Below are 24554 nucleotides of genomic sequence, written 5' to 3'. Positions count from 1 at the left end.
TGCTCAACCTTCCTTATTCATTTTATCTCAATTAAACGGATTTATGAGTAATTTACCTTATTTATAAGAAAAAACGGAGCGTAACGTTCGGAAATGGAAAACAATAAAAAACACTGACAAACTTATCAGCGTTTTTTATTGAAAAAGAAAGTTCCACGACGATAAATTATGAAAAAGCTTAATTCATATACGAGTAGAAAAATCAAAAATGTGTGCATGAAGAATTGTTCAGGTAGGACACTGATGATTGGATCAGTCGCCGGGTCAAAGAGCCAACTATTATCACGAAATAATACTTCATGAAAAGCTACAAAAAACTGGTCAAAGCCAATCAACCAAGCAATAATTCCAATCGCCAAAGGAAAAATCATGACAACTCTAATAGCATTATGGAAAACTAGAGAAAGATTTTCTTTGATAAATCGGATAAATATTGGGATTAATATAATTGTCAGAAAGAAAACAAGCATGAACAAATTTTTTACTTCCGCAAAATGATGGAGTCCACTTGCTGACGAGGGGAAATCAGGCATAGACAACTTATTCTCTAAAGGATTAATTAAATAATTCATCAAAATAAGGAAATTGTGCCAGATTTTTCCAATACTCATTTGTACTAAATCAGTCAAACGATACCAAAAGATTTCGCCAAAAAACAAGGGAATAGCGAGAAAAATAGTTAAAGTTACGGAAAATGCAATAATCCATATAATACTTAATCCAAAAATGAGTTTATCTCGCATAGCTTCTCCTAAAGTATTCAATAAGTTACTGACGAAAATATAGCAGAAACGCAGTAAACCAAAACCTGCAAGAACTGCTGATAAAATGGTCAATAACTATCTTGTAAGTTATAAAATTACTGACAGAGTTGACGGTAAGTTTAGACTTCCCAATCGTCCAAACTAGACACCACATAAGTTGGTGGAACTGGAAGGTTTGGTACTTCTTCAGCTTTGGTAAATCCTGTCGTCACAAGTAGACTATCAATACCATTATTAATTCCTGTATGAATATCTGTCAGATAATTATCTCCGACCATCAATAAGTCTGACTTAGGAAGTCCGAGTTTTTCAACGGCTTTGTCAGCAATAATTGCTTCAGGTTTCCCAATAATTGTCGCTTCAACTCGTGTTGCCGCTTCAAGCATTTTAATCAATGCTCCAGCACCGGGAGTCAAACCACGTTCATTTGGTAAGTTTAAATCTGGATTTGTTCCAATAAATTTTGCCCCCTTATGAATGGCAAGCGTCGCCAAAACCAACATTTCATAAGTTAAATCAGTATCTAAAGCAACAACAACATAAGCTGGATTTTCACGGTCTTTTTTATAACCAGCTTCATAGATTGCCTCTTTTAGTCCATCTTCACCAATAATATAGACTGTTTTTTCTAAACCCAAATCGTTCATATAATCAACAGTTGCTAGACTTGCAGTATAAATTGTTTCAAGTGGAGTCTCAATATTAAAGTGCTGACTCAAACGTTTTTGAACCACGCGCGGTGTCTTAGTGGTGTTATTAGTCACTAAAAGATAAGGTATTTTGGCTTCTTGCAGACGGTGAATGAAATTTTCACCGGCAGGAATCCGTTTATTACCTAAGTAAATTGTTCCATCAAGGTCAATCAAGTAACCACCATATTTTTTATTTGTCATTTTTATTCTCTTCTAATTTTTATCATTAAAAATCTACTGACAGAACTGTCATTAAATTTTCCCCCAATGAATTTCAATTTGAGTGCTTCCGTCATTAAAATTATGATGGCTAACGTCATCTTTCCAAGACATCAAAGCTTTTATTTCTTCACCATAAAGAATTTCATGGTTGTATTTGATGAAGACATGTTTTGGTTGATGTTCTTTACGGAAATCAAAGTCAACCATATCAGCTGCCCAATCATAATATTTAGCATTATTAACATGACCATTCATGTCTAAAGCAGAAAATCGAACAGGATAAACAATTTGTCGTGTTTCACCAAATTGCTCTAATTTAAGGAATTTATGAGGACGGGAAATTTTTGACACTTTTTCAGATTCATAAGGGTCAACAATTTCATCCAACACACGGTCAATTTTTCTTGTTTCTTTGTCCATTAAAACCCAAGTTGAATGAATTTCAACTAAAACTTCCCCTTTTTCATTTAAAAATGAGAAATTACGATAACAAAAGAATTTATTATAACTTGTTGCTTCTGTTTCGATGATAATTTTTTCATTGAACTCTGGTAGACGGTGAATGGTTAGTTCATATTCAATAACTGCCCAAAAAAGGCCATATCTTTCAAAAACCCAAACATCAGAACGCCCAAGAGTTGTCGACTGCTCACCTGAAATCTGTAAGGCCACGGCCAAAAGACTTGAAATTCGCATTTTTTTAAAAGCATCACTTTCATAGAAAGGAACTTGATAATTTTGTTGATATTTTACACCCATTTTATGATAACCTCGCCTTCTATTTTAGCAAAAAAAAGAGCAATTTTCATAAATTGCTCATTTAGTTGGCAGTGATTTACTAATTGAAACAGATTATCTAATCAAATCTTATTGCAAGAAATTTCTAACGTGTCAATCAGTAATTCTTCATATGGGTCTTTGGCATGATATTCATCAATATATTTGATTTCTTTCACACCAGCAGCAACGACTAATTTCAGACAGGCTAGACAAGGAAAAAGAGTAGTATATAGAATTGCGCCCTCAGGCGATACTCCATGTTTGGCAGCTTGAGCAATCGCATTTTGTTCTGCATGAACAGTGGCAACACAATGACCGTACTTGTCTTCTGTACATCCAATATCAGTACAATGAGGCATTCCAGAAACAGCACCATTATAGCCGGTTGAAAGCAGCTGACCATTTGGACTCACTAATAAAGCTCCAACTTGGGCATGGTTACAAGTAGAACGTTTCGCAACCACTTGAACTATTTCTTTGAAGTATTCATCCTTGCTTGGTCTTATAAATTTTTCAGTCATGACAACTCCTTAATTACTATTTGATTCATTATAACAAATTTATTTGCATCAGTCCTGATAAAAAAACTTCCAAGAGAAAGCAAATCACTTGGAAGAAAAATATTATTTTTGATTTTTAAATAATTCATTATAATTTGATTGATTATTAACCATATTTAAATCAACATTTCCTGAATAACCAGGCACCGTTCCTTGGTCAGTAAATTGTTGCATTTTGTAACTTAAACTTGTCTCTGGTGATGCGTCCCATGAGCCTGTATTTCGCCCATAAGCTGCAATCCAAATTGCTTTAAACTTATCAACTTTTATTTGATTATCCCGTAAGAACCAATCTTGTGCATAAATCCCAATGTTTTTAGCCCCTTGCTTTTCTAATTCCGCGCGAAAAGCTTCAATTCCTTCATTCATGTTTTTCATATTGGTAACTTCAACATCAAGCCAATAATAAGTTGGTTTATAGGGACTTGCACGACGATAGAAGTCTTTTGCTTGCTTCTTCATTTCTGTAGTATTTTTACCAGTTACAAAAGCATAGACTGCCGTTGGAATCCCTCGCTCTTGAAAAGCCTTGATATGCTGTTTATAAGCAGTATCTTCTCCATCCTTGCTTGCTGAATTATCAGCATGACCATAAGAACCATTGACCCGTATAACCGCACCAATCACATGCTGACTCAAGGTGTTATAATCAATATCTTCTGGACGTTGCCAACCCGAAAGGTCGACAACTGGTTTATTCAAATCCAGCACCTTCTCATCCAAAATATGATTAACAACAATCTTTTCATTTGCTGCTTTTTTAGGAGGTTCTATCGGTCGAATTCGTACTAAACCAAGTAAGGCGATCATTGCAATCATGGTTGCTGTAAAGATAAAAGCTCCCATTTTTTTAAGTTTACGTCTCATTTTAGGTTTCATTAATTATATTGTAACATTTTTTTCACAAAAATTCATCACTATAGCATTAAAAATTAACATCATCGAGTAAAAATTTTTCAAAGACGTTATTTCCTAGTTCAAACCCTTTGTCAGTCATATGAATTCTTTCTCGGTCATCATATAATAACTTTTGTTTGATGAGTTCTGTAATTTGTTCTCCATATAGTTTATCAAAAGAACAATTAAATTTTGCTTCAAATTTTTCAACCAGAACTCCTGATTTTTTGCGCAGACCTAGAAACATCTCTTCTTCAATTTGAGATTTTTTGCTTAAGACTTCTTCATTCACTCTTTTATCATTTGCCGCCGCTTTAAGATAATGATGCACTGGTCCATAATTCTTATATCGAACACCAGATAAATAACCTGATGCTCCAGCACCAATTCCATAATACTCTTCATTATCCCAATAAGTTATATTATGCTTACTTTCAAAACCTGGGCGACCAAAATTTGAAACTTCATAATGCTGATAACCCTGTTGCTCTAAGATATCCATGATATATTCATACATATCTGCATTTTTATCTTCGCTTGGCAAGCGTAAAAGACCACGGCGTTGACGATTCATAAAAACGGTATGGTCTTCTAAAATCAAACTATATAAAGCAACATGCGGAAGATCAAGAGCCAAAAATTTATCAACATCTGATTTGACCATTTCCATCGTCTGTCCGGGGAGTGCATAAATTAAATCGATGGTGATATTTTCAAAACCAGCCATTTTCAAGCGTTCAATTGAATCATAGACTTGAGCTTCATTATGAGTTCGCCCAATTTTTTTTAATAAAGTATTATTAAAAGTTTGAACACCAAGCGAAATTCGATTGACAGCAGAATGAGCTAAAACTTTAATCACATCGTCTGATAAATCTCCCGGATTTGCCTCCACAGTAAATTCTTCTAAAAAATCTAAATCCAATTGGTCAGCTATAGCAGTTAACAAACGCTCGAGCTGTTGAGCTGACAAAACACTCGGTGTTCCTCCACCGATATAGACCGTTTTCAATTTTTTTATTTTAAGACTTTGGAATTCTTCAATGATTGCCTCAATATAAGCATCAACAGGTTGCCCTGTCATCAAAACCTTAGCAAAGTCGCAATAATAACAGATATGAGAACAAAAAGGAATATGAAAATATGCTGAGTTCGGTTTTTGAAACATTAATACTTCCCTTCAAAAGTTTTTTCCTACTCAATGAAATATAATGGAAAATAATTTCTCCAATGTAAATCATAAATACTTGCCCTATTATATCACACCTGAGAAAAGCTACTTCTTTTTTAAAACAGAAATATTTTTTCTGTTTTTTTCAGAAATAAAAAATAGGGTAGCTTTCGCTCCTCTATTTAATCATTCTTCGCTATCCCATTCCCAAGATCTTGAAAAATCTCCTCCTTTAAACAAAGAGGCCAAACCACTCAATTGCTTTAATCTTAGTAATTCTTCTTTATCCATCCCAATATTTGTGATTATCCAACGGTCACTCAATCCCGCTTCAAAACCAATTGTTGAACGATTTTCGTCATTAATTCAATAGAATGAGTCCCTCTAGCACGATTGTGGCGAATGGTACTCGCAATTCTGTCTTCTAAGGGACGGTCAATGATTGACACTGGTAAGCAGTTATGTTCTCTTTGAGCAATTTCTGGCGAATTTTTCATGACTAGATATCGATGAAAACCATCCACTATCTCATAGATATCTTTTTCTTTATCATAATAACAAACGATTGGCATCGTATAGCCATCTTCTAAGATAGAGCGCTCTAATAGTTTGAACTCTGATGGTGCAGTCTTGTTTGGATTATATGAGTTAGCTCTGATTTTCTCAATTGGAACACGTTGCACTTGATAAGCTGGGCTTATAAAAAGCTCTCCCATTTTTTCATGGCCTCCTTTTTCTTTTGCAATTCATCTTTGGTTTGACCAAAACCCATGTACTGGCAAGAAGTATCATTTTTTAAAATTGTGATACACATTCTCTTATAAGAAGGAACCAGCCTAAAGTTTTTGATTGGAACATCATCGGGGTATTTTTTGAAACGTATAACCTTATGTTCCTGTTTATAATTTCGATTATTTTTCGGATTTCCCAGGTTTTCAAATTGTAAGTCTGTCTCTTCAAGTTCACGAACTACTTTTAAGGGCCCCACCGTTTTTGGTCCAATAAGTCAATGAACTTTGAAATTTTTTAAGATAAACTTGCCGCATTTCTTTCGAAAGAGTTTTAAGAAGGAAATTGACATAGCTTTCCCAAGTGTGTCCTTTAGGCAGGGTGACTCCCCGATAACCAAGAGCGACCGTCCCTCCATAGAGAGCCGCAAAATTTGCTCCATTGACACGCCCCATTAGTTTCCCCCAAGTCTCAGGCTCTAAAGCTTGATAGAGTTTTAGAGAGGCGACTCCACACTGATGAAATGGATTGGCAACTCTCATACTTTTAAAGGGAACACCAGCTTGAAAATATAAATCATATAAATGATTATAGTCAAAGCCAAATTTTGCATTTGCTACCCAACATCCTCAAATAGCCAATCATACATTGGATAAAAATTGAAGACATTATGAAAAATACGATGACTATAATTGGTCATGCCAAATCGTGAAAAAGTTTCCTCACGAGTCACAGCATTAAAACGATTCAAACTTTCCTGAGCTCTAATTCCAACAAGAACAGCCGTTCTTTCTGCTTTTGTTTCTTGATGAAGCCACTGGCAAAACTTACTTTGAAAATCATAGTCTGACATTCCAACTTGAAAAAAGGGGAAATTATGATTTTGAAGATGAATTGCTCCTTTGGGAATGGGATTTAACCAGAGTTCTGGATGTTCCGGATCCCAAGGCAACCAAGTTGATTGAGACATTGATATGCCACAAGAAGCTGAAACTGGCATACAGATGTGATAATAGTCAAAACTAGGATATTTTCCCATTGAACGCTCAATATAGTCTTTTGTTTCTTGATAATTTCCTTCGTAATCAAGATAATAAACAGAAACTTTAACTCCTTTTGCCTCTAATTCGTTTTCTTCGTAGTAACGATGAACGAGTTCTAACATCACTCCGGAGTCCTTTCCTCCCGAAAAGGAAACGATTAAATGATCAAAATAATTGCATATGTAGTCTAATCGCTTATTAAAAGCCTCATATACATTTTCCTCTTGATATTTTCTCACTAGTTCATCCCCTTTGAATAGTTTCCATTTAGATAATATTTTCCCGATTTAATATTTAATTCTTATAATTTATCTAAAATTCCTTATCAACTAAGTCTATTTTACTTAAACTATTGATTTTTTTCAAGGATATACCAAAACAAACATATTAATTACATTTTATTGTGTTCATATTATCTTAGATGAATCCTTTAATCTACTGCTTAGAAAGCTCAAAAAATGTGACTGAATTAATTATAATTATTTATGTCATCTATAACAATCAAATCAATTCATTTTATGCACTTCGTTTTAATTTTACTGTCAAATTAACTAAAAAAAGTACTCATTAGAGTACTTTTTTACGCTTTAAATAATTTCTTCTGCCTTCAATTAGAAACATCATTGTCAAACTAAGGATAATGAGATAAATCGGAAAAGCAACTTCTGTAAGTTTCCACTGATGAACTTCTGTAAAACTTGTACTTGCGGAAAAGAGACTTCCTAAGAACAAGAATCCATTTTCGGTTTCTGGGAAGTTCCAACCTTTAATCAGAGTTGGAAGTGCCGCTAAAGCATCTGAGAGAATCGCTAACAAAATAGCAACATTTGGGTTCTTAGTCATATACCAAGCAACTAAAGCCAAGATTGATACAAAACCACAAATATAATCAATTTTTCCCATTTTCCAATAAGCAGCCTTATTGAAACAAGCAACAGTAAATACTAAGATTGGCCCAAAACCGGCCATAAACACTGGTAAACTCGCCCAAGAAACTCCTGTTGATAATGATGCAGCTGTGCTAATTAGTGGAGCAATACCCCATATTAACCAGGTAATTTTATTGGGTTTAACACGACCACGAATGCTGGCAACAAGATAAGTGCTTGTAAAGGACAACGAAATGAGCGCCCCTAATATAACAATAAAATGCATTAATTTCTCCTATTAATCTTGCTTTATTATAGCAAAATTTTAGGACTAGAGTTCTTCTGGGAATCGATAGACTTGAACGCTTAAATCCTCATAAGTCTGTAAATAAAGTCTTCGACTCGTCACCTCAACTGCACTTCGATAGACAGTATAAGTCCCTGAGCGGCCCTCTGATTTAGGAACAGTCACCCCATTTAAAATATGCCAAGCTTCAATAATATTTTGCTGTTCATTTTTAGGATAAATGGCTCTTTCTTTATAGATAGCGGCCCGGATAAATCGGGAAGTCGGTGTAAATCCACCAGGAAATACTGGTTTACCATTAAAACTCCCAGTCGAAATCTGATTGGGATTATTATTTTTTACTGATGGTTCTGTCAGTATATTAAGATCCATATAAGTGGTTAATTTTTCAACTTCTCTTTCAAATTTGGGAGCATTGGTGACCACACCTATCGAGTTATTTGAAATGATCAGACGTCCACCATGTGGTTCGATATTTATCATTTGACCACTCGAATCCGTTGCCGAAAAATGCAAATCATTTCGGCCAAATTTGAAAGTTGAATTTTCATCGGTCATTAATTGGACAGTATCAATCTTCTGACGAACTTCTTCAATTGAACGACAGTTTCCTAATAACCAAAGTAAAAATTCAAAAGCAGCGAGTTGAATTTTCCCAGCTTCTCCTTCGCTAGCATAATCTGACTGATTCGAAAAGGTTAATTTTTGAGCAGCTAAGCCATATTCATTGACCCCGTCAGAAATATCAGCATGTTGACGCATTTCACTATTTCAAACACCAAGAATTGCATAAGGATTTGTCATTTTTTCCCATTGTAAACACTTGTCCATTCATAATTCTTAGGCAGAACCAGTGCTTCTGCCTTAAATGGATGCCAATCCATTGTTCTTGCAAAAACTAGGCCACCATCACTTGATTTTAGTTGAAAACTAGTACACATTTTTTCTCCCCTTAAATAGATGTCATCTATTTATTTTATCAAAAAATTTACTGATAGAGGTACTAGCATATCTGTAAAATGCTATCCTATGACAAAGGTTCAAAAAAGTTCCAAAAAAGTACTGACAGAATTGTCAGTACTTTCATTCAACCCATAATTTAAAAATTATTTGTACATTTCAAGCAATGCAAGGAAGCTATCAGCTTCAAGTGAAGCTCCACCAACGAGGGCACCGTCGATGTTTTCTTTAGCCATCAATCCTTCGATTGTTTCAGGTTTTACTGATCCACCGTATTGGATACGTACAGCTTCTGAAACTTCTTTTCCGTAAAGTTTTTCAACTGTTGAACGTACAACACCACAAGTTTCGTCAGCAATTTCGTTTGTCGCAGTTTTACCAGTTCCAATTGCCCAGATTGGTTCGTAAGCGATAACTAAGTTTGAAACTTGTTCAGCAGTCAATCCTGCAAGACCAGCTTCGATTTGACCTGAAACCCATTCAGCTGTTTTACCAGCTTCAAAAGTTTCCAAAGTTTCACCACAACAAAGGATTGGAGTTGCTCCAGCAGCGAAGATTGCTTTTGCTTTTTTGTTGATGTCTTCGTCAGTTTCGTGGAAATATTCACGACGTTCGCTGTGACCGATGATGATGTATTCAACACCAAGGTCAACGATTGCAGCTGGGCTGTTTTCACCAGTGAATGCTCCAGCATTTTCGAAGTAGCTATTTTCAGCAGCAAGTTTCAATTCTGAACCTTGACGAAGGTAAGCCATAGGAGCGAGGAAAAGAGCAGGTGCACCGATAACTGATTCAACATTATCAGATGAAGGCAAGTTATTTTTAACAGCTTCAACAAAAGCTTGTGCTTCTGACAAAGTTTTATTCATTTTCCAGTTACCAGCGATAATTGGTTTACGTGACATTCTAATTCTCCTTATAGGGCCTTTTAAGCCTCTTAAATTTTGGACTTTTAATCCATCTTTTACATGGTCTATTTTATCACATTGTGAAAAAAATTGCAGAAATCAACTCATCATCAGTAAATTTCGGCTCTATCATTTTTCTTCCAATAATTTAATTGCATCTCGTGTCTTTTCTAACTTATCATAGCTCTCGGTAAAATGTTCTGATACAAACATATAGAAAAGAATGTCCACAACATAAAGTTGTGCCATCAAACTCATGGTGGCAGCCGTACGCATTTGATAATCTTCTCCAGAAACTGAATGAAGGATATAATCTGACATCTGTCCGAGTGTCGATTCTTCTCTTGAAGTGATAGCAATAATTGGAATTTTCATCCCTTTTACGACTCGTGCAAGTTCAATTACTTCCTTTGTTTCTCCCTTCATCGAAATGCCAATAAAAATTGTTTTTCTATCCGAAATCGAAAGAGATGAAACAAATAAATGAGCATCTTGAATAAAGAAAACTTGCTTTCCAATTCGACTAAACTTTTGAAAAATATCCTGAGCAACCATAGATGATGCTCCAATACCAAATACAAAAATACTTTCTGCTTCATCAATTAAAGCGACAGCCGCCATGATTTCATCATCTGATAAGGCTGCATTGGTCGTTTCCACCATATGATTAACCCGAACTTTTAGTTTATTCTTGATTGAGGACGGTGTTTCAGAGTCATTTACTTCTTTATAATAATCTTCATCATCTTCATGAACAGCATAGGAGGCACTCAATTTTTGTTTAAGTTGTGAGAATCCATCATAACCCAACTTTCTGGAAAATCTTACTAAAGCCGCCGAAGAACTTCCAATTTCACTCGCTACCTCTTGCGCACTTTTTTCTAACATTTTTTCTCCGACTTCAAAAATATAGTCGGCTATTTTTTTCTCAACTGTTGTAAAGTTAGAATAATTTTGCCTGATGATAAGTAAAGTATCCATGTATCCTCTCCATTCTTATTTCATTATAACAAAGAGGTTGGTATAAACCAACCTCTAACTTTTATGCTTTTACTGTGAAAATTTCTTGACCTTTACTTATTGTTGCACCATGTGTAATGATAATTTCTCTGTAAGTATCCGAATTAGTAATAACAACTGGTGTAATTGTAGACAAGCCTGCTTCTTTTATTTTTTCAAAATCAGCTCGAACTAATAAATCACCTTTTCTAACACGATCATTTTGCTTAACAAAACTTTCAAATCCTTCACCATTTAAAGCAACAGTATCCATGCCGATATGAATTAATATTTCTACCCCTTCATCACTGGTCAAACCTATAGCATGTTTAGTCGGAAAGACAGTTGAGACTACTCCGTTAACTGGAGACACAATTTCTCCATTCGTTGGTTCAATTGCCACTCCTTTACCCAACATTCCGCTTGAGAAAACTTCATCCTCAATTGAAGAAAGTTCTTTTACATTACCATCAAGTGGTGAACTGATTACTGAGCTATAAAATTCTGGCGTCGTTACGACACGTAATGTAGGTTGGAGAGTTTCCATTTGTACGGATTTTCCATAATTATCCGCTTTTTCCTTAGCATCTTTAGGAATCCCAAAGAGATAAGTTGCGATAAATCCACCCACATAAGCACCCAAGAGACCGAGAAGATATACCCACCATTTCCCATTGGCAATAAGTGGAAGGAGAGCAAGACCTGAAGGCCCAATAGCAATGGCACCTGCTTGACCTAAAGAACCAATAATGGGCTCACCAATCCCTCCACCAATACAGGCCGTAATAAAGGGACGACCAAGAGGAAGCGTAATTCCATAAATTAAAGGTTCACCAATACCTAATATTCCAACTGGCAAAGCCCCTTTTACGAGTTCAACAAATTCTTTATCTTTTCTCAAACGAAGCCAAAGTGCAATCGCAGCACCGACTTGACCAGCACCAGCCATGGCTAGAATTGGCAATAATTGAGTTGAGCCAGTTTTGGAAATCATTTCTAAATGAATCGGAGTCAAAATTTGGTGCAAACCAAACATAACCATTGGTAAAAAGAGAACGCCAAGTACAAAACCAGAAATGCCACCACCAACTTGAAGAATAAAATTAATTGCTCCTACCAAACTTGAAGAAATGACGCCTGCTATTGGCATAATAGCAAAGATTTCTGCAAACCCAATCACTAATAAACCAATCGTAGGTGTAACAATAATATCAATTGAATCAGGAATAAATTTACGCAATTGTTTTTCTAAAATTGATAATAGCCAAACTGCAAAAATTACACCAATAATCCCACCTTGACCGGATGAAAGAGCACTTCCGTTAAAAATATTCTTTAGAGGAAGCTCTGGATTCATACCTGTTAGTAGAGAAACAGCACCGATGACCCCACCAAGAGCTGGAGTCGCACCAAATTCTTGAGCTGAGTTTATTCCGACATAAATAGCCAAATAAGAGAAGATTCCAGATTGAATAATCTTAAGAACAGTAATAAATTGTGTCCAAGTTACTGCATCTAAAGTTCCAGCAGTGACCAAGTTACCTAATACAGAGGCTAATCCTCCAATTAAACCAGCACCAACAAAGGCTGGAATCAAGGGAACGAATATTTTAGAAATTGTATTTAATACTGCCTTAAATTTTGAGGGTTTATTATACTTTTCTTTAGCTTCCGATTTTGTTTTTGCCATTAAATCGTCGATTGACTGACCTTCTGCATTTGGAAAAGCTTCTCCCAATCTTACGCCAACTGTGTCGACCATTGCTTGTGCAACTTTATTTACTGTTCCAGGTCCTATAACAACTTGAAGTGTTTCATCTTCAACAACGCCCATTACCCCGTCAATCGCTTTTAGGCCTGCGAGATTAACTTTAGAATCGTCAATAATGGTCATCCGAACACGAGTCATGCAATGAATCAATTTTTTGACATTCTGTGTTCCGCCAACATTTTCATAAATCTCTCTTGCAATACGAGCTATTTTTTCTTCCGCCATTTTTGCTCCTTTTTCTACCTTAAAAGGGTGAATTCTTAATTCAGAGTATTTTTCACAAAACCATTTGCTTTAACTAGTTTTGTCTTTCCTTCTTCTGCCGCACAGTCAGTTAGAAGCATTATAATCGCCAGTTTGACATCTTGATTTGCTTCATTGAATTTTTCTTCGGCTTCTTCATAAGTACAATCTGTTGCTTGCATAATGATTCGTTTGCTACGCTCAACTAATTTTTCGTTAGTTGGCTTAACATCAACCATCAAATTATTATAAACTTTCCCGATTCCAATCATTGAAATTGTTGAAATCATATTCAAAATTAATTTTTGAGCTGTCCCTGATTTCAAGCGAGTAGAACCAGTTAAAAATTCTGGACCACAGTCAACTTCAATCGGAAATTCAGCATGTTTTGAAATTTCAGCATTAAGATTACAAGAAAGACTGGCTCTTTTAGCACCAATTTCTTTTGCATAGTCTAAAGCACCAATCACATAAGGTGTTCGTCCACTTGCAGCAATTCCTAAAACTAGATCATTTTCTGACAAATTTAAGTCAATTAAATCTTGTCTACCTAGTTCTAAACTATCCTCAGCTCCTTCAACTGCGACTGTCATTGCCTTGTCTCCTCCAGCGATTAAACCAACGACTTGCGTTGCTGGCACACCAAAAGTTGGGACACATTCAGCCGCATCAAGAACCCCCAGACGACCACTTGTTCCAGCTCCCATATAAATCAAACGTCCACCTTTGTTAAAAGCTTCTATTGCTGATGAAATAACTGGTTCAATATTTGGTAATGCTTCTTCTACCGCATAAGCTACTTTCTTATCTTCATTGTTCATTTTGACAAGTGCTTCTTTTACGGTCATTTGATCAAGGTTAAATGTTTCGTCATTTCGTCGTTCTGTTGTTAGTGTTGATAAATCAATCATTATTTTTCTCTTTTTCTATTTTAAATTTTTGTCCTGAACCAATGAAAGTAATGAGTGGTCTGTCTTCAGCGATTATCTTGCCTACGACATTGACTTTCTCATCTGCTGCTAAATCATTTTTGACAATTTGAATTTCACCCATATAACGGCCATAGTCACAATTATCAATAGTGATTGAGCCTCTACTTCGCTCACTTGTGTTTTCTGGGATAATTTCTGGAATTTCCTTGAAGCGCGCTTGAGCGCTCCTAATTATATCTCTGGCATCATCTTGTCTATTTTCATGTTGACCTAAGACATAACTAAAGGAAGTTGTTGTTTGACTAGCTCTCACTGACAATACATTTTCTTGAAAATAACCTTTAATCTGTTTAAGGGTATAGTCTTTCAAACCTCCATCGCCGACGTAAATATGTTCAACATTCATTGATTCCATATCTAGTAAACAAGCCAGAGGGTGTTTGAATCTGTGCTCTTCAAGAGTTGGTAATCCTTGATACAGAGGATGCCGTAAAGAATCATCGCCTGGAATAAATGCCATCACTTGAAAAGAATGATTTTTCAGAAACTCATTCTTTTTAAGAAAACCTTCACGGGAAAGTCCTGTTTCACGTCTTGGATAGTAATTATGCCATGCTTCAAGTTTGCTAAAGTTTGCTTTATGTTCTTTTAACTCATCAATGTCTTTTGGTGTAATAGTACTAGCGTTTAGACTTACTGTCAGTTCCTGACTCACTTTAGCAATTGTTTCATTGCTAATATGATAATCCATCCTAAGACCAGTTACACCTAAATCTTTAAGCTCTTTAAGGCGATTAATAGAAAAGCCAGCTTTCTCTAGAGCATTTGCTGAGATATCAACCATGAGTTTTAAATGATTCTCTTTTGCTCTCTTCCCTAAATCCATCAGCCTTTTTTTATAAAGGCTCACTTCATCTTCCGGAATGTGCATAGACGTAAAAATCCCTTTAAAACCTTGGTTTGCCATTTTGTCAATATATGAATAAGTTTTTTCATCTAAGTCTTTATTCATGAAAATTGAAAAACCGTACATTTTTTATCCTTTCGAAATATCATTTCTTGATAACGTATTCATTATATCGTAAACGAATTATTATTTCAAGCATTAATTTTATTTTTTTATTTAAGAAATATTATTTCGTTTAATTAAATAAAAAAAGGGATAATTATCTATCCCTTATTTTATAATGTGCATTTTTCCTTGATGGATTCAAAGTTCTCTTTTAAGAGTGCTGCAGAATGTTCAAATTTACCTTGCTCTTCTGCTGTTAATTCCAATTCTAAAACAGCTCGAACGCCTGTCCGGTCGATTATTGCTGGACTACCTGTATATAGTTCAGCTTGTCCGTACTGACCTGTCAAATGAGCTGAAACAGGTAAAATGACGCTCTCATTTCGGAAAATTGCTCTTGTTAAACGCGCTAATGAAGCTGCGATTCCGTATGATGTATTTCCTTTTTGCATGAAAATATCTAAGCCAACTTCGCGAATTTCTTGATCAATTTCATCAAATGTCGGAAAATCTGGATTCGGATATTTTTCAAGCCATGTTGTTAATGGAATTGCACCAACAGTAACATTGGACCAAGCGGCAAAACTAGATTTCCCATGTTCAGCTAAAACATAACCATGAATACTTTTAGGGTTAATTTGAAGTTTCTCAGCTACAATTTGTCGCATTCGACTTGTTTCAAGCAAGGTTCCTGTTCCAATAATACGGTGTTTAGGTAAGCCAGAAACTTCAGCAACTACTTGAGCAAGTACGTCTACGGGGTTTGAAGCTACTAAGAAAATACCGTCAAAGCCAGCGTCCATTGTTTTTCGCGTGATATCGCGAATCATTTCAACATTATTTTCTAGTAATTGAAGACGGTCTGGATTTTTACCAAAGGTAGCTGACGGAGCATTAGCGGATAAAACAACGATATCGGCGTCAGCAACATCAGCGTAGTCTGCTGCATAAATATTTTTAGGAGCTGAGTTTAAATAAGGCAGAGCATGAAGTAAGTCCAAACTATTGGCAGAAGCCTTACTTTTATTAGTATTGATAATGGCGATTTCATCTGCTAAATCATCAACGACCAAATTATGAGCATAAGTACTCCCTACTGCTCCAGCTCCCACAATTACAACTTTTTTATTATTAATTTTCATCTCTTTTTTCACAAAAAAACAAGTGAGTTAACTATTGACTCACAACGTTTTTTGGCTCCCTTTCCAAATCTCTTTTCCTAGTTTCTTACGCTTTAAAATCTCGAGCGATTTGTTCATCTTCTTTCATCTGGTCAATCAATTGATCAATACCTTCAAATTTTATCATATCGCGAATTTTATCTAACCATAACACGGTCAAATTTTCACCATAGATTTCTCCATTAAAATCAAAGATATGAACTTCTACCGTTTTCTCAGTGCCATTAAAGGTGTCATTATAGCCAATTGAAGCAAAACCTCGATGACGTTCACCCGCAAAGAGTACATCACAGGTATAAACTCCCACAGCAGGCAGATGAACATAATCTTTAATGACCAAGTTTGCTGTTGGATAACCTAACTGTCTTCCTCTAGCAAAACCATGTACAACAAGCCCAGTTGTTTCATAAGAATAGCCTAGTAGTTGATTAGCTTGAGCAATATCTCCTGCTTCAACTGCTTTTCTAATCCGAGTTGAAGAAATTTTCCCTTGCTCATCAGCTTTTTCTGGCATAATAACAACCCGATAGTCTTCTGTTGACTCTAGATTCTTCATATCAGAACCCGTTGTATAATCAAAACCAGTAATAACGACTTTAGGATTAAATCTCATGACTACACTTTTAGCAAATTCTGTTGAAGTTTGATGCGCAAACTTAGAGGTAAAGTCTTTAAAAACAAGATAATCAACCCCATTTTCAGCAAACAGTTCTGCTCTTTTTTTATCTGAGGTTAATTTTAAAAGCATATCTGGCTCAAATTTATTAAATGTTAAAGTTGGTTTTTCTGGAAATGTAAAAACAGCAATTTTTAAATTTAATACTGCAGCAATTTTTTTTGCTTCAGCAAAGAGGCTTTGATGTCCTCGGTGTAAGCCGTCAAAATAACCGAGGACAAGAATTAGTTCTTCATCAAATTTTAGTTCATCAGTAAATTCTAATATTTCCATTTTTCTCACTTTTAACTTCATGTGCTTAGAATCAGACCAATACTTTATTGGGTTTCCAGATTCCTTCTTTTTCAGGATGTTTCATATAGACAGCAACTAATTTATCATTATAAAAAGCCGCAAATTTTTCTGTTGTCAGTAACGACAAGTCTGTCAGTAAATATTCTTGCTGCTTTGTCTTGTTGACAGAGCTGTCAGCAGTTTCTACTTCATTTGTCCAATCACTTTGAGCAAATTTCTTGCCAACACGCGCCATATCAAACTGAACAGTAGTCAAATTAACCCTAGGCAAATCACTGACAGCATATTCTGCTGGATACAATATAGTAGAAAGCTTTCCTGATTCTTGTATTTCTTCAATTTTTGACAATTTAATAGCATCTTTAATCAGTAAGCCATTACTTGCCGTCCGTTGTAATTTTGACATATGTCCTGCATAACCAAGACTGTCCGCCAAATCAACCGCTAAAGTCCGAACATAAGTCCCTTTACTACACTCAACTTTGAAAGAAAAAGTGACTAAGCCTTCTTCCTTATTCCAATCAATCGGGCTTGTCCTTACAAAAGATTTTATTGTAATCTCTCTTGCTGGGCGTTCAATCGTCTGACCCGCTCTAGCATATTCATATAACTTTTTCCCATTGATTTTTACTGCCGAATACATTGGCGGAATCTGTTTTATTTTCCCGACAAAGCGCGACATAGCAGAATCAATTTCACTCTCAGTTAAATTATTTTTTACTGGCGTTTGATTTACAATTGCACCATCAGCATCCTCAGTTTCAGTTGAAAACCCAATCGTCACTTGACCTTCGTAAATTTTACCTGCTGCTTCCATATATTCTAATAATCGTGTTGATTTTCCAACAGCAATAGGTAAAACACCGGTTACTGATGGGTCTAAAGTCCCACCATGTCCAATTTTTTTTGTTTTTAAAATACAACGAAGTTTGGCGACGACATCAAAAGATGTCCAACCAGCTTCTTTATAGACATTTAAAATGCCGTTCAAATTTTCATTCATCCTGAAAATTATAGCATTTTTTGTCTAAAAAATCACTTACAGTCTCTATCAGTCATCGTTGCCAATCCAAAAACACTGACAGAATAGTCAGTACTTTAATTTCACAAAAAAAGACTGACAAAAGTCAGTCTACTTCTTATCAATTTCCTGTTGGAACTGGTGTGGCATTTATTGATTTAATTTGTGAACTTCCACTATTGAGTGAAGTATCTGAACCATATTTGGCTGCAAGTTGTGCACCTGTCAGTGTTTCTTTAGTTTGCCAATTGACCAACGGCCAAGGATTCTGTGCCATTCTTAAGCCTGTTTGGCTTGGGTCTGGAACTTGCAAATAATATGTTCCATTTGCGTTAATTTGAACACGTGCTGTATTCTGAATCACATCAACTGGGTCATTATAAGATGAGACTCCGTTTGCTCCTACATTGACTAAATAAATCCGATAAGCTTCCCCAGTATATACATCGAATTTGCCTTGTGAGTTATTAACCCATTGGGCATATACTGCATCTTGCTGTGTGCTTGTTAAGTCAGTCCAATTCGCCGGAGTACTTGTACTTTGGCTACTTGATGAACTTGCTGAAGTCGTTGAAGTAGTCGATGTCGATGAACTCGATGTCGATGCTTGAGTTGAATCACTGGATGTGCTACTACTTTTTGATTTACTTGCAGTGCTCTTACTTACCTTTGTTGAGCTTGTTTGTGCAAATGATGCTGCTTTATCAGAGGTTTTATGAGGATAAAAAACTTGATAAGCGATGACTCCGAGAGCAACAATTAAAATGACTGCTAAACTGATAATTGCAATTATTTTTTTATTGTTTTTTAAACTCGCTTTTGAATGTTTTGCCATGAAAAGCCTCCTTAATAAAGCTAAAAAATCAGTTATTCCCTTTACATTATAACATACCCTATCAATGAGGGTCAATAAATGACGATAAGGCCTAAAAATTAGCCAACTTCTCAATACAGACCCATTCATTCCAAATTTCATCTGATTATTTTTAAAGTTTGCTAAATCTATAAATGTAGAAATCCTCCAACTATTTTTTGATGATATTTGGAGTTGTTAATTCCCAAGAAGCATTCAACTTATAACTTCCCGTTCTTTTTACATAACCATCCGCACGATTCGTATGGAACTTTAACTCCACATCTGTTTTATAAAACTGCATACTTGAAGTTGGCTAAACTTCAGTCCAATTGGAATCAACCGAATTATCAGGTTCAGTACTTAGTACTAGCATTGTTTGTTCTCCTGTTGCCTTGAGTGAGCCCAAATTTACAAAAGCGCCCGGTAACCAAGTATCATCTGTATCACTGACAAGATTATATAATTGAGCATTAAAATCCGTTGCGCTATCTAACAACAATGGATTATTTTGAATTTCAGTCGTGGTATTTTTTACAAGTAATTTCCAATCCAAATAATAAGGATTCTCTACATTAATTTGACCTTTCGCAACTCTAAACTCATTATTTGCTAATCCTGAGGTCCCCAATTGATAAGTCCCAAAATCAAATATCTTAGGATAATTGACCAAAAGGTCTCCATGTACTTCGAGTGTATAGACAGCCATTGTATTAGAATACTTCTTATCAATTTCTTCTTGACTCATCGTTGATAAGTCATCTTCTTTTCTTGCAACAATAAATGAAAATTTATTTCTATGTAATAAATGCTGACCAATGAATGCTTTTTGTTGACCATCCACATCATAAGAAGCATCAATTTGACCTCCATCATATAAGGTCTGATCAATCATAATTATCTTTTCCATCAGCAGTTTTTAAATCTTCTGTGACGTCAGCAATTGAGAGTTGGGTAGTCTGAGCACTATCTTGGTCATTAGCTGCGATTGCTTCTTTTTCATATTTTTTCCATTGTCCGTCATTCATACGCGACCACAGATTGCTCGAACTATTGGCTGGTTGCTAAATATTAAATGTATTTTTTACTTTTCTGCCATCTAATCGGTGCATCGTTTGGGATTCTGGGTCTACCTGGATATTATTGTTTAAAGAAAATTCAAATTTCTAATGAGTCGTCGCATTTTCTGGGCTAAAACTAACATTGTCAGGTAAATCAATTGATAGAATACGCGGTGGTGTATTTGCATCAGGTTCTAAATCGCTGGTACCGGGAAAATCACCATCGCTGTTAAAATTTGCCGAGAAGGCATTGTCAGCGGTGATATCACTCAATAAGTAAAGACTGCGTCCCGTTACTATATTTCCTGCGAACCCTTGAGTTGTGGTACTGTTTACGGAAATATTAGTGTGAGGGGCTAGTAAGGTTCCTAAAAATGAAAAACCATCATCTGTTTTATCATTATTGATTTGAATCGTTGAGTCCTCTCCACCGGTAATTGTATTGAAATTATTAATAATATGTGAAGCGGTATTATATCTCTGCGCGTTATCCTTTGTTGAGGATAAATTTAGACGGTCATCTTTTAAATAAAATTGATTTACATCTGGCTTATCACGTTTCACTTGTTCACTTGTATAAGCACTTACTCTGAAAATTGAAGTGTTCTCAAAATTAAATTGATTAAAATTATGGTAATTCAAAATGATATAAGGAATTTTTTGCTTACTAGAATCATAGTTTAACAAATTTATTGATACTTCTTCTGAATTTTGAAAAATACCATTATTTGCCTTACCGTCAATATCAACCGCAACAACCCCAGTATTCGTTTTAGTTTCATCCATATTTATATTTATTTGGATAAGGCTTGGCGAAGTCCAGATAGGGTCTTTGACCATTTGGCTATTGACTGTTACAGATTTTTTATTGCATCATTAAAGACCGCTAATTTATAACCAGTTATATTTCCCTCAGAATCATAGGTACTCGCAGTCAAATTATCATAATAATCACTGACAGTTGTTACATTTTGAATTCCCGAACTTTGATTGACTACACCATTATCTTTAAAATAATCAATATCTTCAAGATGAGCCGTTTCTCCATTAGATTTCTTGTAAGCTTTATTCGTAAAAGCTGTCTTATATTCATTATTATTAAAAATACTGTTTAATTGATTGTCAGTAAATTCATCAGCTTTGGTTGCCCCCATCACGTAATGGTAGGTCTCCCCTTGATTTCCTCGCAAACTCTGTGTCTCAGCAAGTGACTTTGTGATAGCTGGAGAAAATGCCGTGGGCGAAATAAACATTGGATCCAGATTATTGGACAACTTACCTGTATATTTACTTAAATCATTGATACTTCCAGGTCCAAGTTCAGTTTTTCCATCACTTTATAAACTTGTTCCTGAATAAAAGTGACCTGCATAAAACTCCCCATTGGTTGGATAGTTAGTGTTAATAACCATATTCTCCCCTGCATAGAAAGTTGCCATTGTTGCCGCTCCTAAAGGATATTTGTCACTCGGTCTAACAATTCCTTTTGTATCTGCCTGAACTCCTTGCGATAAAAGCACCAATAAAATGGCGAATATGACAATCTCACTTATATAATACAAAAAACATTTACTTCTTTTCAATTAATCCCCTTAATACCACACTTTCAGAAGGTTGTTTTGTAATGTTGTAATTTATATACTACATCAATGCAAAACAATCTCCTTTATGTTTTTAAAAACTATTAAGTATTATATCATTTTAATGTTAGTTTTTTTGGTTACAATGTGTTACGATATTGTAGTTCTAAAAATCCACTAACTTAATGAGATATAAAAATGAAAAAAATAAACCTTGCTTTATTAACCCTAGCTACTCTAATGGGAGTCTCATAAACAGCCGTTGTATTTGCTGATGACGCTACTTCTACAGGAACTCTAGAAATTACTGATGGTGATGTTACACTTAATAGTATTGATAGCCTTGACTTTGGTTCATTCCAATATAATAATAGTGATATTTCAGTTCTTTTGAAAGATAGTACTAATACAACTGGTAAAGAAGCTGTACACGTCACTGATACAAGAGCCAACCCAACAGGTTGGACAGTTTCAGGTAGCACTCAAGATACTGGAGCTAACTTAACAATAAATGGTGTAACATTGACCAGCTTAAGTGGTGCTGTGTTCACTAAAGCGGCTGATAATGAAAACTTTGGACAAGAGTCTTTAAATATTGATAAAGATAGTACAAATATTGCCTTAACTAAAGCTCAAGCAAAAGCTACCGCTGGTAAATCTATCACATTAAATGTTGATTGGACAATCTCAAAAACAGTCACAAAAGCTAGTGACTTCAACTAATTTATAGGCAACCCTCACAGCGTGAGGGTTGTTATTAATAATTTTCCCAAAAGGAACTCTTATGAACAAACTCTTCCTCCTTTTATCATTTATTTTCGGTAGTCTTTTACTGACACAACTCCCTGTACAGGCAGATGCCAATTTTTCAATTAAGAAAAATGAAAATCAGTACCAGACAAAAGACGCATCATTTTATGATTTGCTGATTCCAACTGATTCTACAGCTCAACTCTCCTTAACAATTTCTAATAACGAAAGTCAAACTAATAAATTCAAAGTTTCTTTATATAATGGTTTGACAAATAATTTAGGGCAAATATCTTATGCAGCCCCTTCTAGAGCTACTCTTCCTTTCCCTAGTACTTCAACAACTCTTAGCCAATTAAATGCTGAGACTACAGAAGTCGAAATTGCTGAAAATCAAAGTAAAGAAGTTCTTCTTAATTTGACCCGACCTTCCGTTTCATCACCTGGAATCATTTTAGGCGCTATTCATGTCTCAAAAGTTCCAAATAATGTAGAACAAGAAGAAAATAAAAATCAAAAAATCGTTAATCATTATAGTGCAGAAATCCCCGTGGTCATTCGAACACAGCCAAGCTCAACAGCTCAGCTAGATTTACAATTGACCGAAGTGACAGCAGGAGTTACCAATAAAAATAAATCAGGCATTCTGGCTAAACTGGCTAATCCAACAAGCTGGGTAATGCCACACCTGTCTATATCCACTAAAGTTTATCAGCAAGATAATAATAAACTTTTATATCAATCTACTGATGAAAATCTTGATATGGCCCCTCATTCTACTTTTGATTATAGTGTTCCCGCAAAGACTAAGCTTAAAGCAGGACATTACTATTTAGATTTGGTAGCCAAATCTGGTAAAAATACTTGGCATTTTACTGAGAAATTTACTGTTAGCAGTAAACAAGTCAAAGAAATTGCGAACAATTCTGTTCAAAAGAAAAACTCTTATTGGTGGTTATTGTGGTTCTTACTCTTAATTCCTATTTTTGTTATTTTACTTTATCTCTACCGTCGTCGGAAGAAAAAAACTAAAGAAAATAATTAGCATGTCCGAATTTTCTCAATAAAAGAAAAAGACAAATTTAAACATTTTGTCTTTTTTTATTTTTATATTTGATTGTTTATTTCGCGTTTTTTTAATGACAGAACTTAGCCATTTTTTTACGTCAGTCATGAACAATTTTATCAATCAATTTCATCAACTTTTCTTCATTTCCCCTTTTCCAGTCCATCATACTTGGAAACATGTAAATAAAGCAAGGGTATAAAATTGCTGCCTTAAAACGTTCTTCAAAGTCTTTTAATTCCAAAGAAAAGCCTCTTTCTATAAGTGCTTTATGATATAAGATAGCCTCATCAGCAGAAAAATAATCTACAAGGTCAATATAAAAAGGAGCATAGCTTGAAAATCCAAAATCAATAATATAAGGATTTCCTTGAATATTATAGACATGGTTTCCCTCAACATTTTGTAAATCGCCATGTGTCAAGGTTAACCACTCTTCTTCCTGAGAGATTTCTATCATATTCTTCGCAAATAAAGCGGCCTTTTCTTTTACTTTCGGTAAATAGCCTTCAAATTGCTGAGCAAATCTATAATCATCAGAAATTGCTTTTTCAAAATGGTCCACCGATAGTTGACCTACTATTTTATTCCAATATTCAGCATCAGCAGGCGTGAGCCACGCCATTTCTTTTCCTCGGTTCATATTATTTCCATGAATTTCAGCAAGAGCAGCCGCAACTTTATTCAACCATTGCAAACGATTAGAAGGTGCACTAAGTTGTTTACCTAAATCTTCTTCAACCATCCATTGGGCTTCATCTGATGTTAAATTCTCGCAATAAGCTGCTGGCGTATGATGATGACCTTGTTCTGTCAGCGTTCGCATCACCATTCTCTCCTTTAAATCTGCTTTCTTACCAATAAAACTCCCTTGCTGTCCATCAGCAAAAAGGACTTTGAGTCGAAGTAAACTAGCCCCAGAAAATCCTTGCTCATAAGGCTCCATTTTTTGTACTTGGGCACTGACAATATTTCCTCTATTCAAAATGTGAGATAACTCATTTGCTTCTTCTGTCAATAGTTGAATATCATTATCCATTATCATCTAGCCCTTTTCTATACAAACTTATTATTAGTATACTATAAAAATGTAAAATAGCACCCGAATTGCTAGTTAATTTCATTGGAAAATAAATAAGTCGTGCTATCCTAATCTTAAACCACTAAGCATTAGAAAGCGCACGACTTATATGACTTATAATAGCACACTCCC

The 24554-nt window shown here is 35.2% G+C and carries 24 protein-coding genes and 3 pseudogenes; 2 read left to right on the top strand and 25 right to left on the bottom strand.

What is annotated here, in order from left to right; genetic code table 11:
- Positions 1 to 125: 125 nt before the first annotated feature.
- The 24 genes and pseudogenes from LLA01S_RS02535 to LLA01S_RS02425 form a co-directional block, all read right to left on the bottom strand.
- Positions 126 to 743 (bottom strand): TIGR01906 family membrane protein, encoded by a 618-nt coding sequence (locus LLA01S_RS02535; RefSeq protein ID WP_011676255.1) that lies wholly within the window; start codon positions 741 to 743, stop codon positions 126 to 128.
- 140 nt (positions 744 to 883) lie between these two features.
- Entirely contained in the window at positions 884 to 1657 is a 774-nt protein-coding gene (locus tag LLA01S_RS02530) for a TIGR01457 family HAD-type hydrolase (protein WP_015082408.1), read from the bottom strand.
- Between the two features lie 51 nt (positions 1658 to 1708).
- The gene (locus LLA01S_RS02525; RefSeq protein WP_061777793.1) at positions 1709 to 2437 is read right to left on the bottom strand and encodes an acyl-[acyl-carrier-protein] thioesterase; all 729 of its coding nucleotides are present in this window, start codon (positions 2435 to 2437) and stop codon (positions 1709 to 1711) included.
- 101 nt (positions 2438 to 2538) lie between these two features.
- The gene (locus LLA01S_RS02520) at positions 2539 to 2979 is read right to left on the bottom strand and encodes a deoxycytidylate deaminase (RefSeq protein ID WP_011676252.1); all 441 of its coding nucleotides are present in this window, start codon (positions 2977 to 2979) and stop codon (positions 2539 to 2541) included.
- A 102-nt stretch (positions 2980 to 3081) separates the two neighbouring features.
- Positions 3082 to 3885, bottom strand: a complete 804-nt coding sequence (locus tag LLA01S_RS02515) for a glycoside hydrolase family 25 protein (RefSeq protein ID WP_021165275.1) — start codon at positions 3883 to 3885, stop codon at positions 3082 to 3084.
- A gap of 58 nt (positions 3886 to 3943) precedes the next feature.
- A complete protein-coding gene (gene hemW / locus LLA01S_RS02510) occupies positions 3944 to 5083 on the bottom strand; it encodes a radical SAM family heme chaperone HemW (protein WP_011676249.1) in 1140 nt (379 codons plus the stop codon).
- A gap of 189 nt (positions 5084 to 5272) precedes the next feature.
- Positions 5273 to 5802: pseudogene (locus LLA01S_RS02505) on the bottom strand (IbrB-like domain-containing protein).
- Positions 5784 to 7097 (bottom strand): annotated as a pseudogene (locus LLA01S_RS02500) (DUF3440 domain-containing protein). The pseudogenes LLA01S_RS02505 and LLA01S_RS02500 overlap by 19 nt, the downstream one beginning before the upstream one ends.
- 328 nt (positions 7098 to 7425) lie before the next feature.
- Positions 7426 to 8013 (bottom strand): hypothetical protein, encoded by a 588-nt coding sequence (locus LLA01S_RS02495; protein ID WP_014572562.1) that lies wholly within the window; start codon positions 8011 to 8013, stop codon positions 7426 to 7428.
- Positions 8014 to 8058: 45 nt separating this feature from the next.
- Positions 8059 to 8975 (bottom strand): annotated as a pseudogene (locus LLA01S_RS02490) (choloylglycine hydrolase family protein).
- Between the two features lie 165 nt (positions 8976 to 9140).
- On the bottom strand, positions 9141 to 9899 hold the full coding sequence (gene tpiA, locus LLA01S_RS02485; protein WP_011676246.1) for a triose-phosphate isomerase: 759 nt from the start codon (positions 9897 to 9899) through the stop codon (positions 9141 to 9143).
- 132 nt (positions 9900 to 10031) lie between these two features.
- On the bottom strand, positions 10032 to 10883 hold the full coding sequence (locus LLA01S_RS02480; RefSeq protein WP_011676245.1) for a MurR/RpiR family transcriptional regulator: 852 nt from the start codon (positions 10881 to 10883) through the stop codon (positions 10032 to 10034).
- Positions 10884 to 10944: 61 nt separating this feature from the next.
- Positions 10945 to 12897, bottom strand: coding sequence for a glucose PTS transporter subunit IIA (locus LLA01S_RS02475; protein WP_061777792.1), 1953 nt, complete (start codon positions 12895 to 12897; stop codon positions 10945 to 10947).
- Between the two features lie 35 nt (positions 12898 to 12932).
- Positions 12933 to 13826, bottom strand: coding sequence for an N-acetylmuramic acid 6-phosphate etherase (gene murQ, locus LLA01S_RS02470; RefSeq protein ID WP_061777791.1), 894 nt, complete (start codon positions 13824 to 13826; stop codon positions 12933 to 12935).
- Positions 13819 to 14880: a DUF871 domain-containing protein gene (locus tag LLA01S_RS02465; protein ID WP_014572555.1), complete on the bottom strand. Its 1062-nt coding sequence runs from the start codon at positions 14878 to 14880 to the stop codon at positions 13819 to 13821. The genes murQ and LLA01S_RS02465 overlap by 8 nt, the downstream gene beginning before the upstream one ends.
- Before the next feature lie 149 nt (positions 14881 to 15029).
- Positions 15030 to 16001, bottom strand: coding sequence for an L-lactate dehydrogenase (locus tag LLA01S_RS02460; RefSeq protein ID WP_011676241.1), 972 nt, complete (start codon positions 15999 to 16001; stop codon positions 15030 to 15032).
- A gap of 85 nt (positions 16002 to 16086) precedes the next feature.
- Positions 16087 to 16989 carry a bifunctional riboflavin kinase/FAD synthetase gene (locus LLA01S_RS02455; protein ID WP_011835287.1) on the bottom strand — a complete coding sequence of 301 codons (903 nt, stop codon included), beginning with the start codon at positions 16987 to 16989 and terminating at the stop codon, positions 16087 to 16089.
- Positions 16990 to 17020: 31 nt separating this feature from the next.
- The gene (gene truB / locus LLA01S_RS02450) at positions 17021 to 18001 is read right to left on the bottom strand and encodes a tRNA pseudouridine(55) synthase TruB (protein WP_280712935.1); all 981 of its coding nucleotides are present in this window, start codon (positions 17999 to 18001) and stop codon (positions 17021 to 17023) included.
- 151 nt (positions 18002 to 18152) lie between these two features.
- Positions 18153 to 18866: a hypothetical protein gene (locus tag LLA01S_RS02445; protein ID WP_011676238.1), complete on the bottom strand. Its 714-nt coding sequence runs from the start codon at positions 18864 to 18866 to the stop codon at positions 18153 to 18155.
- A gap of 334 nt (positions 18867 to 19200) precedes the next feature.
- Complete coding sequence (locus tag LLA01S_RS02440) at positions 19201 to 19794, bottom strand: hypothetical protein (RefSeq protein ID WP_228764044.1); 594 nt, start codon at positions 19792 to 19794, stop codon at positions 19201 to 19203.
- Positions 19772 to 19912 carry a hypothetical protein gene (locus tag LLA01S_RS12345; RefSeq protein ID WP_014572551.1) on the bottom strand — a complete coding sequence of 47 codons (141 nt, stop codon included), beginning with the start codon at positions 19910 to 19912 and terminating at the stop codon, positions 19772 to 19774. The genes LLA01S_RS02440 and LLA01S_RS12345 overlap by 23 nt, the downstream gene beginning before the upstream one ends.
- Positions 19913 to 20050: 138 nt before the next feature.
- Positions 20051 to 20731, bottom strand: coding sequence for a hypothetical protein (locus LLA01S_RS02435; RefSeq protein ID WP_011676235.1), 681 nt, complete (start codon positions 20729 to 20731; stop codon positions 20051 to 20053).
- A 68-nt stretch (positions 20732 to 20799) separates the two neighbouring features.
- Positions 20800 to 21198 (bottom strand): hypothetical protein, encoded by a 399-nt coding sequence (locus LLA01S_RS02430; protein WP_021212250.1) that lies wholly within the window; start codon positions 21196 to 21198, stop codon positions 20800 to 20802.
- 84 nt (positions 21199 to 21282) lie between these two features.
- The gene (locus LLA01S_RS02425) at positions 21283 to 21528 is read right to left on the bottom strand and encodes a hypothetical protein (protein WP_011676133.1); all 246 of its coding nucleotides are present in this window, start codon (positions 21526 to 21528) and stop codon (positions 21283 to 21285) included.
- A gap of 300 nt (positions 21529 to 21828) precedes the next feature.
- Between LLA01S_RS02425 and LLA01S_RS02420 the strand changes: the two genes are divergently transcribed.
- Both LLA01S_RS02420 and LLA01S_RS02415 read left to right on the top strand, forming a co-directional pair.
- Positions 21829 to 22248: a WxL domain-containing protein gene (locus tag LLA01S_RS02420; RefSeq protein WP_255209962.1), complete on the top strand. Its 420-nt coding sequence runs from the start codon at positions 21829 to 21831 to the stop codon at positions 22246 to 22248.
- A 61-nt stretch (positions 22249 to 22309) separates the two neighbouring features.
- A complete protein-coding gene (locus LLA01S_RS02415; RefSeq protein ID WP_011676131.1) occupies positions 22310 to 23320 on the top strand; it encodes a DUF3324 domain-containing protein in 1011 nt (336 codons plus the stop codon).
- A 121-nt stretch (positions 23321 to 23441) separates the two neighbouring features.
- On the opposite strand, the gene LLA01S_RS02410 is transcribed toward LLA01S_RS02415, so the two are convergent.
- A complete protein-coding gene (locus LLA01S_RS02410; RefSeq protein WP_011676130.1) occupies positions 23442 to 24380 on the bottom strand; it encodes a phosphotransferase in 939 nt (312 codons plus the stop codon).
- Between the last annotated feature and the right edge of the window lie 174 nt (positions 24381 to 24554).

The sequence above is a fragment of the Lactococcus cremoris subsp. cremoris NBRC 100676 genome (genome assembly GCF_001591705.1).
GTDB lineage: Bacteria > Bacillota > Bacilli > Lactobacillales > Streptococcaceae > Lactococcus > Lactococcus cremoris.
This window is presented reverse-complemented; position numbering and strand designations above follow the sequence as displayed.